Below are 12,131 nucleotides of genomic sequence, written 5' to 3'. Positions count from 1 at the left end.
AAGAGGCGGGACGCTGACACGGTACTATGGACACCGTGAATCGGACCAGCGGATACACCCGATCCATACTCGTCGCCGTTGGGCTGATAATTGCCGGATTTATAGCACAAACGTTCGCTTCTCTACCGGCGGTACTCGTCGACCCACAGGTAGCCGAAGCGCCGCTCGAGACCTCCTACGAGGTCAGGGCGCTTTACCTGATCCCACAATTCATCGGATTCGTCGTCGTTGGTGGCGCGTATCTACAGTGGACTGGCCGCGGGCTGGGGTTCGTCGACCTCTCGATTCCGAGTCTTCGCCAATCGATCATCGGCATCGTCGGCGTGGTCGGGAGCATCGCGTTCGTGATGGTCGCGGGCGTCGTCATCCAGGTCATCGGGATCGAAGCGACGTCGAATCAAATTCTCCAGTTCGTCGGCGAAGATCCGACGATGGTACTCATCATGATCGTCATCGTCTTCCTGTTCAACGCACCCGCCGAGGAGTTCCTCTTCCGGGGAATTATACAGAAGCGACTCTACGAAGCGTTCACGAAACCACAGGCGATCGTCGTGACGAGTGCCATCTTCGGCCTGGTCCACGTTCCCATCTACCTCGTCAGTGGACAGCCACTCGTGGGGACGTTCGCCTCGATACTGATCGTCGCCGGTGCGGCAGTCATCTTCGGCTACCTGTATGCGATCACCGACAATCTCTTCGTGCCGATCGCCGCCCACGCCGGATACAACGCGTTCCAGTTCGGGCTCCTCTACCTCGCGCTCAAGTACGGTAACGAAGAACTGATCGAGGAGGCGACCTCGATCGTCGTAACCCTTCTCGAGACGGGCTCGATCCTCCTGTAGCGACGAAACGTCTGTAGCGTCGATACGAAACCGCTGCTCGAGTGACGCGAGTGTCAGCGATTCCGTTCCTGTACGCCCGTGACGTGCGTCTGTTCGTGAGCCGGGAAGATCGACCCGAGCGCCGCCTCGCCGTCGCGCTCGGCGATGAGCGCTCGCAACTCGGCCTCGTAATCCGCCCGCGTGATCTCCTCGCTCGGTCCGACCGTCACATCCAGCGTCGACTCGACCAGCCGATCGACCGCCTGGCGGCCGAACCCCGACAGCGGTGCGATGTAGTCGACGTCGTGGCGATCCTCGAGGCTCTGGGCCTGGGCGCGCGAGACCGTCGGAACCCGGTCGTCGCGTCGCGTTCCGTCGGCGACGGCGTCGAAGTCCATCTCCGCCAGGCGCTCGAGGGCGTGCTGGTGGACCCGCTGGATCCCGTTTCGCGGGAAACCGTCGGTGCGAATCGTCTCGACGGCCTCGGTCGCGACGTCGGAATCGAGTTCGAGCTTCTCGAACGTGAAGCCGAGCGAACGGGCGGTGTCTCGCGCGTAGGTCCAGTCGTCGGTGACGCCGAAGGTGGCTGTCGTCAGCGTCACGTCGTAGAAGTCCTCGAGCATGAGTGCGGCGAGCGTCGAGTCCTTGCCGCCGCTGTAGAGGAGCCCGAGACGGAGTGAGGCGGGCGTCGACTCGTCCATTCTAGCGGCGCTTGATGTCGAAGCTCTTCTTCTCTGGCTGGAGTTCCTTGAGCAACTGCTCCATCTTCTGGTCGTCGATCTTGCCCTGGATGCGCCCGCTCTGGGCAAGGGCGACGACCTGGCGTTCGACCTGCTCGCCGAACTGCTGTTTGCTCATCTTGACGGTGTTCAGGCGCTTTCGCGCGTCGTCGGTGAGGTACTGGCGCAGGAGGGCCTGGCGCTGGGCGTCGGCCTGCTGCTGGGCGGCCTCCTGGGCCTCGGCGTTGGCCCGTCCCTGTCCCTGCCCCTGTCCACCCTGGGACTCGGCGCGGTCCTGTAGCTGCTCCAGTTTCTTCCGGCGCAGTTCCTCGAGGTCGTCGTCAGATTGTCCGCCGTTCATAGACGCATGTTGTCGGGCAACGGAGAAAATGATTACGGACGCGTACAGGCACGTGCAACTGGAGGTCGAGAATCGGGCCGTCGACTCGTTCTCGAGCAATCGAGCCGTCGCTCACCGTTCGGCTGCGAATCGAAGCCCGTCGAAAACCGATCTGACGGATCGTTTCGTTGGGTTCCCGCCAATCGCTCAAACGAAGCAGAGATTGCTGATACCGAACGACAACGGACCCTCTCAGGCGTAGCGCTCGAGTTCCGGACGGTCGAGCTCCGAGAGGACCTCCCCAGCGGTCTCGTCCAGGCGGCTGCGTCCCTCGGCGGTGATACGGCGACCCTCGCCCTCGGCGGTCTCGACGAGGTCGAGCTCCTCGAGTTGCTGGAGGATCGTTCGAATGACGTTTCGAGAGCCGTCGGCGCGCTTGTCGGGGGCGACCTGGTAGCGGTTCGAGCCGCGTTTGGCGCCGCCGTACTCGGTCGCCAGGCGCTCGACGCCGATGGGACCGTTGTCGGCGATTTTTCGAAGGAGACTCGCCGCGCGGACCGCCCAGAAGTTCTCCTGCTCTGGGGGAAGGTCTCGGTTGACGCCGTTTTTCGCGAACGCTGCCCACTCCGGTTGCTCGAGGTCGTCTTCGAGGTCGTCGGCGAGCGCCTCGATGAGCGCTTCCGCCGGGACGTCGTACATCGTAGCCATTGGGTTCTGGTTCCCGCTTGCGCCATTTAAGCGCATCGTTGTCCCTTCGGCTGTTGACCGGCCAGCCTCGCCGGTTTCGGATGTGAGAGCCCCGCACGGGTCGAGCCAGGGATCCGGATGGTTTTTCGCCCCGCCGTCGAAAGGACCGGTATGGACGAACGGGCCGCGCTGGCGTTGCTCGAGAACCGGCTCGACCCGGTAGGTGACGACGCCGCCGTCGTGGACGACCTCGTCATCACGACGGACATGCTCCACGAGACGACCGACTTTCCGCCGGGGACGACCCGGTACACCGTCGGCTGGCGGGCCGTCGGCGCCTCGCTCTCGGACGTGGCGGCCATGGGCGCCGAGGCGACGGCGGCCGTCGCCGCCTACGCGGCCCCCGAGTTCGACGCCGCGGACCTCGAGGCGTTCGTCGACGGCGCGAGCGCGGTCTGTGACCTCGTGAACGCGACGTACGTCGGTGGCGATCTCGATACTCACCGGGAGTTGACGGTGGCGACGACCGCCGTCGGACGGGCCGACGAGCCGGTGTTTCGCGACGGGGCCTCTCCTGGGGATGTCGTCTGCGTGACGGGGACGCTCGGACGGACCGCGGCAGCTCTCGAGTTGTTCGAGGTCGGTAAAGATGGGAGAGACGGAAACGAGGGTAGAGACAGCAGAGACGGAGGCGACGAAGAGGGAAACAGCGTCCTCGAGCGAGCCAACGACCTCTTCCAGTTCGAGCCCCGCGTCCGCGCGGGTCGCGCCCTCGCCCCCCACGCGAGCGCGATGATGGACTCGAGCGACGGCCTCGCCCGATCGCTCCACCAGCTGGCCGAGGCCAGCGACTGCGGGTTCGCCATCGAGCGCGAGTCGATCCCCGTCGCGCCCGAGCTCGAGGCCGTCGTCGACGATCACGAAACCGCCCTCGAGCGAGCGATCACGACCGGCGAGGACTTCGAACTCGTCTGCACCGCGCCCGAGGCAGCCGTCGAACGTGTCCGGGACGACCTCGAGTGTTCGCTCTCGGTCGTCGGACGGGTCGTCAACGCCGACGCGAAGATCACACTCGACGGCGAAGCGCTGGCCGATCGGGGCTACACGCACGGCGAGTGACCCCACGCACAGCGAGTGAAGCGAATAAATGCACAGCGAGTGCACACGGCCGTCTCCGGCAGTCTCGAGCCGTCAGTTGATCACGGCGATCGGCGCGGGCATAAAACACAGCAATCCCAGCCCGAACGTGACGACCCCGAGTGCGAACCGTTTGCGGTCCAGCCGGTCGTCGTCGATCGGAACCGCTGGACCCACGGCCGCGAGCAACCCGGTAAACAGCCCCCAGAACACCCAGATGAACACCGAGTTTCCGCTGTAGTCGCCCACGTAGTAGAGGTAGCCCGCGAGCGCGAACAGGACCCCGGGCACCAGCGCTGCGATGGTCTCCTGGAGGTCGCCGGCCATCGCCCGGAGGATGTGGCCGCCGTCGAGTTGGCCCACCGGAATCAGGTTCAGGAACGTGATGAACATCCCGACCCAGCCGCCGATGACGACCGGGTTGACGTTTCGCGTCTGATCGTCGGCGTACAGCGGCTGATCGACGGCGACCGCGATCAACTCGAGCATCGGCGGGAACCCCAGTCGAATCTGGGTCGCATTCGGGTCGGTCGCCCCCTCGGGGACCGGAACCGGCGGGAGGTGGAGACCGACGACGGTGACGACGACCGTCGCGACGAGCCCGGCGATCGGACCCGCGACGCCGATGTCGAACAGCGCCTTGCGGTCGGGCATTTGCCCTTTCATCTTGATCACGGCGCCCATCGTCCCGATGAGCGTCGGCACCGGCAGGAAGTACGGCAGGGAGGCGTCCACCCGGTGGTAGCGACTCAGCACGTAGTGGCCCATCTCGTGGACGCCGAGGACGCCGAGGATCGCGACGGTGAACGGCCAGGCGCGCCACATCTCGGTCGGGTCGGCGATCGGGTCGATACCGTACCACATCGTCCCGGCGAACAGTGTCGAGACGACCGTGGCGAGCAAGAGAAAGACGTTCGTCCAGGGGACGCCGTCCGGGCCGAGCGAGAGCGGTTCCGCGACGAGCACGTACTCGCCGCGGCGAACCGTGAGTTGCACGTCGTAGCCGGCGTCTCGAAAGTCCCGCCAGAGTTCGCGCATCATCCGCTCGGGGGCCATTTGCGGCGTGCCGTAGTAGCGAATCTCCTCGTCGTCGACGGCGATCTCGTAGACCGAAAACGCCGGTTCGATCGACTCGAGGGGCGGGCCATCGACGGGGTCGGTCGGGTCCGCCGGATCCATTACCGGTTCGTTGACCGTCTGTGCGTATAAATCGACTGTCGGCGGCGAGCACTGGCGGGAACCGGGCGAGTGAGAGTGGAGTGGGAGTGGCTATTCCGGTCGTTTCTGACCCAGTCGACGCTCGAGGCGTGGAGACGATCGAACACGAGTCGCCACTTTAGGCGTGGAGAAAGTGGAAGGGGAACGCCCGGCACCGACGGGTACGACAGGGTCGGCGCCGGAACGTGTGCGTGTTAGGTGTCCGCTGTGCGTTCGATCACGCCCTCGTCCGGTTGGCGAGGGCGACGGTACGTGGGTAGGGCGATACGGAATCGCCCAGGTCCGGTAATGATCGCCGTGTGCGCCTTGGAGGAACGCACACGCGTCGGGGCCGTTCAGGGCGTCAATGGCACGACGTGATCAGGCGGGGGCGACGCGCCAGGTCGTCGCACTCGTGTACGACCACTTCTCGATCTCGAGGTCGGTCGCCGAGTCGGAGAGCTTGACCATCAGCGCGCCGATTTCCTTGGGGGAGAGGCCGACATCGTCGGCGATGAACTTCCCTTTGAAGTACATCTCGCCGTCTGCGGCACGGTCGCGCAGGTACTGCTTCAGGCGGAGTTCTTTGCGGTCGGTGGAGGGTTGGGCTGTCGTGCTCATCGACAACTCCCTCTACAGACCGGATACTGTTATAAAGGTCAGTTACTTAGAACCGTTTCAAATCGCTTCAGGAAAACGAGGGGTAATCGTCGTTTTATCCGTGTTTTACGAACCGTTAAAGACGCCACCAGATCCGATTAGACGTTTTAAAACAGCTTCTAACGTATTATTGATTGATTCTCATCGAGGGCCATGAACGGTCGCAAAAATGGTGTTTCAATGTCACTTTGAGGCACTCACGAGCGTTCGTGAACCCAGAATTCGTCCTCGACCGTCACTTCCTTCTTGAACAGGGGCACCTCGTCTTTGAGCCGATTGATCCCGTCTTCGACCGTCCGAAACGCCTCCTCGCGGTGGCCGGCGAGGACGACGACGTACACGATGTCCTCGCCGTCGCGGACGACGCCCGTCCGGTGGTGTAACTCGACACCGAAGACGCCCTCGCGCGCCTCGAGTTCCGCCTGGATCGTCGCCATGCGCTGCTCGGCGACTCCCTCGTAGGTCTCGAACTCGAGGTACTCCGTCCGCTCGTCGTCCGGCGTGTCTTTCGCGCGGACGCGCCCGGTGAACGTCGCGATCGCTCCCGCTCGGTCCGCTGCCGGACGATCCCTGAGGCGATCGACGAGGGACTCGAGCGTCTCGTAGGGCTCGTGGACCTCGAGTTCCGCGACGAGGGACGTGAGATCGAGGTTGCCGGGTGCGTCGACGGTCGCGAGAACCGGCGAACGAGCGATCGCGGCGTCGCTGCCGACCACGACCGACGGGTGGCCGGGGATCTCGAGGCCGACGACGACCGCGAACGCGCAGTCGGTTGCCAGCGTGTCGAGGGCGTCGGTCACCGAGAGACCGGTTCCCGTGGCCGTCCAGTCGCCGTCGGCGCCGAGGGCGTAGGTGACGTCGCCGCCGGGAGTGAGTCCCGAACCGTGGGCGTCCGCCAGTCCGTCCGCGATCGTCGCGTCGTAGCGGACGACGCCGACTCGGCCCGCCTGCGAGAGCCTGTCCACGGCCAGGTCGGCCGTTCGCTCGAGGACGTCGGCGGGCTCGTCGCCGATGATGCCGAGGACGTGCATACTCGATACTCGGCGTGGAGCGTTTTGTAGCTGTCGTCCGCGCGCGGAGCGGTCGCCGAACGGGGTTGACAACCCTTAAGATGGCAACCCGGTTAGACCGCGGTAGTATGAAAGTGGTCGTCTCAATCGGCGGGAGCGTGCTCGTGCCCGAGCCCGGCGCGGATCGGGTGCAGGCACACGCCGCCGTCGTCGAAGACCTCGTCGCGGACGGGTGTCGAGTCGGGGCCGTCGTCGGGGGTGGCGGCGTCGCTCGCGAGTATATCAGCGCCGCCCGAGATTTGGGTGCTAACGAAATCGAACTCGACCAGCTGGGTATCGACGTCACCCGGCTCAACGCGCGCCTGCTCATCGCCGCGCTCGGCGAAGATGCCGTGACGGCGCCGGCTCGAGACTACGAAACCGCCGGCGACGCCCTTCGGCGCGGAGAGGTCTGCGTGATGGGCGGGGTCGCTCCGGCCCAGACGACCGACGCCGTCGGCGCCGCTCTCGCGGAGTACGTCGACGCCGACCTACTCGTCTACGCCACGAGCGTCCCCGGCGTCTACTCCGACGACCCGAACGAGAACGACGGGGCGACGAAGTACGGTGAACTGTCGGCCACGGAGCTGGTAGACGTCATCGCCGGCCTCGAGATGAACGCCGGTTCCTCGGCGCCCGTCGACCTGCTCGCCGCCAAAATCATCCAGCGCTCGGGCATGCGAACCATCGTCCTCGACGGGACGGACCCCGATCGAATCGCCCGGGCCGTTCGCTACGGCGACCACGACGGGACGGACGTTATCCCGGAGAGAGCGGGCGAGGAACCGACCTACTGGGCGGGCGAGACCGATGAGCACTGAGAAGACGGCCTCGAGCGACGGCGACTCCGGCGGGGCCGATGGCTCCCCGGCGAGTGAGACGGAGACGGAGAGTCCGTACACGCTCCAGCGCGAGCCCGAAGAAGGCGGCGACGAGTATCACGCATTCTGGGCCGACGAGGTGGCGGATCGCATCGAGGCTCGAGACCCCGAGGAGCCGATCGTCATCAAGGGCGGCATCTCCCCCTCCGGCGTCCCTCACCTCGGCAACATGAACGAGATCATGCGCGGCTACTACGTCGCCGAGGTCCTCCGCGAGCGCGGCCACGAGGTCCGCCAGGTGTTCACCAGCGACGACCGCGACCCCCTCAGAAAACTCCCGCGCACGCTCTGTGACCTCGAGGGGAACCTCGTCGACCTCGGGGACGTCGACGCGGGCGCACTCGGGCGGAATCTGGGGGCACCCTACACCGACATCCCGGATCCGTTCGGCTGCTGTGACTCCTACGGCGACCACTTCTCGACCATCATTCAGGACAGCGCCGACGCCCTCGAGGTGCCCATCGACCTCGTCTCGACGACCGACCTCTACCTCGAGGGCACGTTCGACGACGTCGTCGCGTACGTCCTCGAGAACCGCGACCGCGCGGCCGAAGTACTCTCACAGTACCAGGACAAGGTCGACAGCGACGGTGACTACGTCCCGTTCAACCCCATTTGCAGCGAGTGCGGCAAGGTGACCGAAACCGTCACCGGCGTCGATCTCGAGGCCGGCACCGTCGACTACGAGTGCACCGACATGGAAGCCGGCGACCGGACGATTTCGGGCTGTGGCCACGAGGGAACCGCCACGTTCCGCGAGGGCAAGATGCCCTGGCGCTTCGAGTGGCCCGGCCAGTGGCAGGTCCTGGGCGTCGACTTCGAGCCCTTCGGGAAGGACCACGCCGAGGGCTCCTGGCCCAGCGGCGAGGACATCGCCCGGAATTTCTTCGAGATCGAACCGCCGGTCCCGATGGTCTACGAGTGGTTCACCCTCGACGGCGAGCCCTTCTCGTCCTCGCAGGGGAACGTGATTCTGGTTTCGGACGTCCTCGAGGTGCTCGAGTCCGAGGTGCTACGGTACTTCTTCGCGAAGGACCCGGCGAAGGCCCGGGACTTCAGCGTCGAACGCCTCGACCTGCTCGTCGACGAGTTCGACCGCTTCGAGGCGATCTACTTCGGCGAAGTCGACGCCAGCGAGGACGAGCGGGCGTTCGCCGAGCGAGTCTATCCGCTGGTGGTCGGCAGCGTTACCGGCGACGGTGACGATGGCGACGCAACCAGCGCCAACGAACTCGAGGCCCGAGCGGAGCGCATCCGCCTCCCCTACACCTTCGCCGCCGTCCTCGGCATGACCGAGGATCCCGACCTGCGCGAGGAGATCGCCCGACGCGAAGGGCACATCCCCGACGACGCCCCCGAGTGGGCCGTCGAGGACGCCCTCGCCCGCGTCGAGCGCGCCCGGAACTGGGCCCGGCGCACCGAAAACGAGTTCGACTACGAACTCAAGCGCGAGGCGGTCCCGGACCACGACTTCGACGCGGCGACGGAGGCGGCGCTCGAGGAACTGGCCGACTTCATCGAGGAAGGCCACGGCCCCGACGAGATCCAGGGCGAAATCTACGAGACCGCGAAACGTCACGACGTCGGCGTCGGCGACTTCTTTTCGGCTGGCTACCGCCTCTTCTTCGACGAGGAACAGGGCCCGAAGCTCGGTCCGTTCCTCGCGAAGGTGGATCGAGCGTTCGTCGTGGATCGGCTTCGACGGGAGCGATAGTCTCCAGTCGGCTGCACCTACTCCTCGTCTATCGCGGTCAGATCGAGACGGGAGCTGACCCCTTCGTACGCCCCGTCACTGGAGACGATAGTATCGTCCCCGGACTCGACGAGGTGAAGTGTATCGAACGGTGTGAAGCCGTGATCTTCCACGTACGTTGCTGCTGCGACGACGGTGTCCACGTCGCCGTGGACATCGACGAGTCTCGCGGCGTTCGTCACGACGCGTTCCGAATCTCGACCCTCGCGATAGGCGACGAGGAGCAGTTCGATGAGCGTAAACTGCGAGGTCCACAAGTCGTCTCGATGGTCGCGATACACCGTCTCGGCCGCATCTCCAAGCCAGTCGTCGTCCTTGATGAGCGCGAAGAGAAAATCCGTTTCCGCGTACATTCAGCGTCCAGCCTCTTCTAGCGCCGCTTCGCGTGCCTCCTCACGGAGTTCGCTAGCCGTTTTCTCGACGTCCGCAAATTCGTCTCGAAGCGCCTCGAGGGGATCGTCCTCGATCGGTATCAACTTGATTCCGTCGTGGAGCTGGACGACGTGATAGTGGTCACCGTATCGCTCTCGGATCGCCTTTGGGAGCGTCAAACGGCCGCGATCGTCCAGCGTCGCGTCGGTCATATACGGTCGTACGATAGGTATTTACAAGAATCTTCCCCGAGAATCAGAAGCTACCCACACAGATTGGCACGCCATCAGGAGACCGGTATTCAAAAGCCGTCCAGGCCGGTTTCGATCCGTCGATGGCGTGACGGCTACCCCTACCGGCCGCTCGTGGGCACGCACTCGTGACTGCCCCTCGAGGTGAACACGCTCCGCCACGGTTCCAGACAAAACGCCTTTGGCTACGCCGCTCCCACAACGTACCAATGCAGCCTTCCACGGTCGTCGCGTTCCTCCCCATCTCGGACACTCTCACGTGGATTCTCGCCGGGATCGCCGCCTACTGGCTCGCCGTCATCGCCCTCCGCCAGCGCGGTCTCCTCCCCAACTACGTCAAGACCCAGGGGCCGATCCTGACGATCCACACGAAACGCGGGCGCGCCTTCCTCGACTGGCTCGCCGGGCCAAAGCGGCTCTGGCGCGCCTGGGCGAATTTCGGCGTCGGCATCGCCATCGTCGTCATGGGCGCGATGTTCGTCTTCTTGCTCACCGCCGCGTTCGCCGCCGCGAACTCCCCCCAGCCCTCGAGCGTCCAGCAACCCTCGAACGTCCTCGTGATCCCGGGCGTCAACGAGTTCCTGCCGCTGTCGGCTACTCCGGGCATCGTCATCGGCCTCCTGGTCGGCCTGGTCGTCCACGAGGGCGGCCACGGCCTGCTCTGTCGCGTCGAGGACATCGACATCGACTCGATGGGCGTCGCCATGCTCGCCGTCCTGCCGATCGGCGCGTTCGTCGAACCCGACCAGGAGAGCAGTCGAGCGGCCTCCCGCGGGGCGCAAACGCGAATGTTCGCCGCGGGCGTCACGTTCAACTTCGCGGTGACGATCCTCGCGTTCGCCCTGCTCTTCGGCCCCGTCGTCGGATCGATCGGCACCGCCCCGGGCGCTGCCGTCGGCGGCGTCGCCCCCGGTTCGCCCGCCGAAGCCGCGGGCATCCAGCCCAACGACCGCATCACCGCCGTCGAGGGACAACCGGTCGAGTCCAACGACGACCTCTCGGAGACGCTCGAGGCCGCGGGGAGCGGCACCGTCACCGTCGAACTCAACGGCGACCGGACCGAGGAGATGGACCAGTCCCTGCCGGTGACCGCCGCGCTCGAGGACTCGCCGATCGACATCGAACCCGGGGACCTCATCCTGGCCGTCGACGGCGAGCCGGTCGTCACCGAGGCTGGATTCCTCGAGGCCGTTGGCGACAGCGAGGTCGTCGACCTGACGATCCAGCGCGACGGCGAGGAACGGACGCTCGAGGCCGTCCCCATCGGGAGCGTCGTCCAGGTCGCCGACGACGGGCCGCTCACCGAGGCGGGGGCACCCGCCGGCGAGCGATTCGTCATCACCGAGTTCGATGGCGAGCGTACGCAGTCGTACGCCGACCTCGAGTCCCTGCTCGGCGACACCGATCCCGGCAACGAGGTGACCGTCGCGGGCTACCTCGACGGCGAGCGCGTCAGCTACGACGTCACCCTCGGCGAGCGCAGCCAACTCACCGAGGGCGGGACCGTCGGCTTCTTCAGCGTCGGCGGCATCTCGGGCATCCAGGTGAGCGACGCCGGCCTCGAGCTGTACCCGGTCGAGGAGTACCTGGCGATTCTCGGCGGCGACGCTCAGGGCAGTTACGGCCACATCACCGAGAGCTTCCTCGGAAAGGTCGCGTTCGTGCTCTTCTTGCCGATCGTCTCCGTCGTCGGCCTCCTGCCGTACAACTTCGCCGGCTTCGCCGGCGGCATCGAGAACTTCTACCAGGCCCAGGGGCTGCTCGCCGGGCTGGGCGACTGGACCGTGTTCGCCCTCGCTAACGCGCTGTTCTGGACCGGCTGGATCAACGTCCAGCTCGGCTTCTTCAACTGCATTCCGGCGTTCCCGCTCGACGGCGGCCACATCCTCCGGACGAGCACGGAGTCGGTCCTCTCGCGACTTCCGCTCGAGGCGACCCGCGGGATGGTCCGGGTCGTGACGACGCTCGTCGGCATCACGATGCTCGTGAGCTTCCTGTTCATGCTGTTCGGGCCGCAGCTGTTGGCAGGGTGATCGGCCGAGATGGTCTCGGCTCGAGAACGGAGTCGAGCGCTTGCCGACGTTGTCGACCGAACGAACGCGCGGCCGGGCCCAGTCGTCGCCACCGCTGACCAAAACCGGCAATTTCCACCGCATCGTGACGAACGACGAGTACCTGGTCGCCCACCAGGACCGATAGCGTGCCCGTTCGAGCGCTCGCGGCGAGCAGCGGGAACACCGGTCGGGCGTGTCGGGTCGGGCCCG

At 65.7% G+C, this 12,131-nt stretch carries 13 protein-coding genes; 5 read left to right on the top strand and 8 right to left on the bottom strand.

The genetic code is table 11. The features are described 5' to 3' along the window. Positions 1-26: 26 nt before the first annotated feature. Positions 27-842, top strand: coding sequence for a CPBP family intramembrane glutamic endopeptidase (locus J1N60_RS05455; protein ID WP_312911335.1), 816 nt, complete (start codon positions 27-29; stop codon positions 840-842). A 53-nt stretch (positions 843-895) separates the two neighbouring features. Here J1N60_RS05455 and J1N60_RS05450 read toward each other — a convergent pair whose 3' ends face one another. The 3 genes from J1N60_RS05450 to J1N60_RS05440 form a co-directional block, all read right to left on the bottom strand. Further along, the gene (locus J1N60_RS05450) at positions 896-1,522 is read right to left on the bottom strand and encodes a DUF7411 family protein (RefSeq protein WP_312911333.1); all 627 of its coding nucleotides are present in this window, start codon (positions 1,520-1,522) and stop codon (positions 896-898) included. A gap of 1 nt (position 1,523) precedes the next feature. Further along, entirely contained in the window at positions 1,524-1,901 is a 378-nt protein-coding gene (locus J1N60_RS05445) for a DNA-binding protein (RefSeq protein WP_254159270.1), read from the bottom strand. A 231-nt stretch (positions 1,902-2,132) separates the two neighbouring features. Continuing rightward, a complete protein-coding gene (locus tag J1N60_RS05440; protein WP_312911332.1) occupies positions 2,133-2,588 on the bottom strand; it encodes a 30S ribosomal protein S19e in 456 nt (151 codons plus the stop codon). A 150-nt stretch (positions 2,589-2,738) separates the two neighbouring features. On the opposite strand from J1N60_RS05440, the gene thiL reads away from it, so the two are divergent. After that, a complete protein-coding gene (gene thiL / locus J1N60_RS05435) occupies positions 2,739-3,686 on the top strand; it encodes a thiamine-phosphate kinase (protein WP_312911330.1) in 948 nt (315 codons plus the stop codon). A gap of 72 nt (positions 3,687-3,758) precedes the next feature. Here the strand turns inward: thiL and J1N60_RS05430 are convergent, their stop codons facing one another. From J1N60_RS05430 to J1N60_RS05420, 3 genes are all read right to left on the bottom strand, one after another. After that, positions 3,759-4,883, bottom strand: a complete 1,125-nt coding sequence (locus J1N60_RS05430; protein ID WP_312911328.1) for a site-2 protease family protein — start codon at positions 4,881-4,883, stop codon at positions 3,759-3,761. A gap of 399 nt (positions 4,884-5,282) precedes the next feature. Further along, positions 5,283-5,522 carry a DUF7123 family protein gene (locus J1N60_RS05425; protein ID WP_253432306.1) on the bottom strand — a complete coding sequence of 80 codons (240 nt, stop codon included), beginning with the start codon at positions 5,520-5,522 and terminating at the stop codon, positions 5,283-5,285. A gap of 236 nt (positions 5,523-5,758) precedes the next feature. After that, a complete protein-coding gene (locus J1N60_RS05420; protein WP_312911326.1) occupies positions 5,759-6,592 on the bottom strand; it encodes a molybdopterin synthase in 834 nt (277 codons plus the stop codon). A gap of 107 nt (positions 6,593-6,699) precedes the next feature. Between J1N60_RS05420 and pyrH the strand changes: the two genes are divergently transcribed. Both pyrH and lysS read left to right on the top strand, forming a co-directional pair. Then, positions 6,700-7,431, top strand: a complete 732-nt coding sequence (pyrH, locus tag J1N60_RS05415) for a UMP kinase (protein ID WP_312911325.1) — start codon at positions 6,700-6,702, stop codon at positions 7,429-7,431. Then, positions 7,421-9,205: a lysine--tRNA ligase gene (gene lysS, locus J1N60_RS05410; RefSeq protein WP_312911324.1), complete on the top strand. Its 1,785-nt coding sequence runs from the start codon at positions 7,421-7,423 to the stop codon at positions 9,203-9,205. Before pyrH ends, lysS begins: the two co-directional genes overlap by 11 nt. A 17-nt stretch (positions 9,206-9,222) precedes the next feature. Here lysS and J1N60_RS05405 read toward each other — a convergent pair whose 3' ends face one another. Together J1N60_RS05405 and J1N60_RS05400 are read right to left on the bottom strand one after the other, a co-directional pair. Then, complete coding sequence (locus J1N60_RS05405) at positions 9,223-9,597, bottom strand: PIN domain-containing protein (protein ID WP_312911323.1); 375 nt, start codon at positions 9,595-9,597, stop codon at positions 9,223-9,225. Next, entirely contained in the window at positions 9,598-9,828 is a 231-nt protein-coding gene (locus J1N60_RS05400; protein WP_312911322.1) for an AbrB/MazE/SpoVT family DNA-binding domain-containing protein, read from the bottom strand. Positions 9,829-10,076: 248 nt separating this feature from the next. On the opposite strand from J1N60_RS05400, the gene J1N60_RS05395 reads away from it, so the two are divergent. Next, positions 10,077-11,900: a site-2 protease family protein gene (locus J1N60_RS05395; protein WP_312911321.1), complete on the top strand. Its 1,824-nt coding sequence runs from the start codon at positions 10,077-10,079 to the stop codon at positions 11,898-11,900. The last annotated feature ends 231 nt before the right edge of the window (positions 11,901-12,131 follow it).

Source organism: Natronosalvus caseinilyticus (assembly GCF_017357105.1).
GTDB classification, from domain to species: Archaea; Halobacteriota; Halobacteria; order Halobacteriales; family Natrialbaceae; genus Natronosalvus; species Natronosalvus caseinilyticus.
The sequence above is the reverse complement of the archived record's forward strand: the minus strand, read 5'-3'. Positions and strand labels throughout refer to the sequence as shown.

Bases quoted from the DNA above. Each gene is read 5' to 3' on its own strand.
- J1N60_RS05455 (WP_312911335.1), top strand. From the start codon at position 27: ATGGACACCGTGAATCGGACCAGCGGATACACCCGATCCATACTCGTC.
- J1N60_RS05450 (WP_312911333.1), bottom strand. From the start codon at position 1,522: ATGGACGAGTCGACGCCCGCCTCACTCCGTCTCGGGCTCCTCTACAGC.
- J1N60_RS05445 (WP_254159270.1), bottom strand. From the start codon at position 1,901: ATGAACGGCGGACAATCTGACGACGACCTCGAGGAACTGCGCCGGAAG.
- J1N60_RS05440 (WP_312911332.1), bottom strand. From the start codon at position 2,588: ATGGCTACGATGTACGACGTCCCGGCGGAAGCGCTCATCGAGGCGCTC.
- thiL (WP_312911330.1), top strand. From the start codon at position 2,739: ATGGACGAACGGGCCGCGCTGGCGTTGCTCGAGAACCGGCTCGACCCG.
- J1N60_RS05430 (WP_312911328.1), bottom strand. From the start codon at position 4,883: ATGGATCCGGCGGACCCGACCGACCCCGTCGATGGCCCGCCCCTCGAG.
- J1N60_RS05425 (WP_253432306.1), bottom strand. From the start codon at position 5,522: ATGAGCACGACAGCCCAACCCTCCACCGACCGCAAAGAACTCCGCCTG.
- J1N60_RS05420 (WP_312911326.1), bottom strand. From the start codon at position 6,592: ATGCACGTCCTCGGCATCATCGGCGACGAGCCCGCCGACGTCCTCGAG.
- pyrH (WP_312911325.1), top strand. From the start codon at position 6,700: ATGAAAGTGGTCGTCTCAATCGGCGGGAGCGTGCTCGTGCCCGAGCCC.
- lysS (WP_312911324.1), top strand. From the start codon at position 7,421: ATGAGCACTGAGAAGACGGCCTCGAGCGACGGCGACTCCGGCGGGGCC.
- J1N60_RS05405 (WP_312911323.1), bottom strand. From the start codon at position 9,597: ATGTACGCGGAAACGGATTTTCTCTTCGCGCTCATCAAGGACGACGAC.
- J1N60_RS05400 (WP_312911322.1), bottom strand. From the start codon at position 9,828: ATGACCGACGCGACGCTGGACGATCGCGGCCGTTTGACGCTCCCAAAG.
- J1N60_RS05395 (WP_312911321.1), top strand. From the start codon at position 10,077: ATGCAGCCTTCCACGGTCGTCGCGTTCCTCCCCATCTCGGACACTCTC.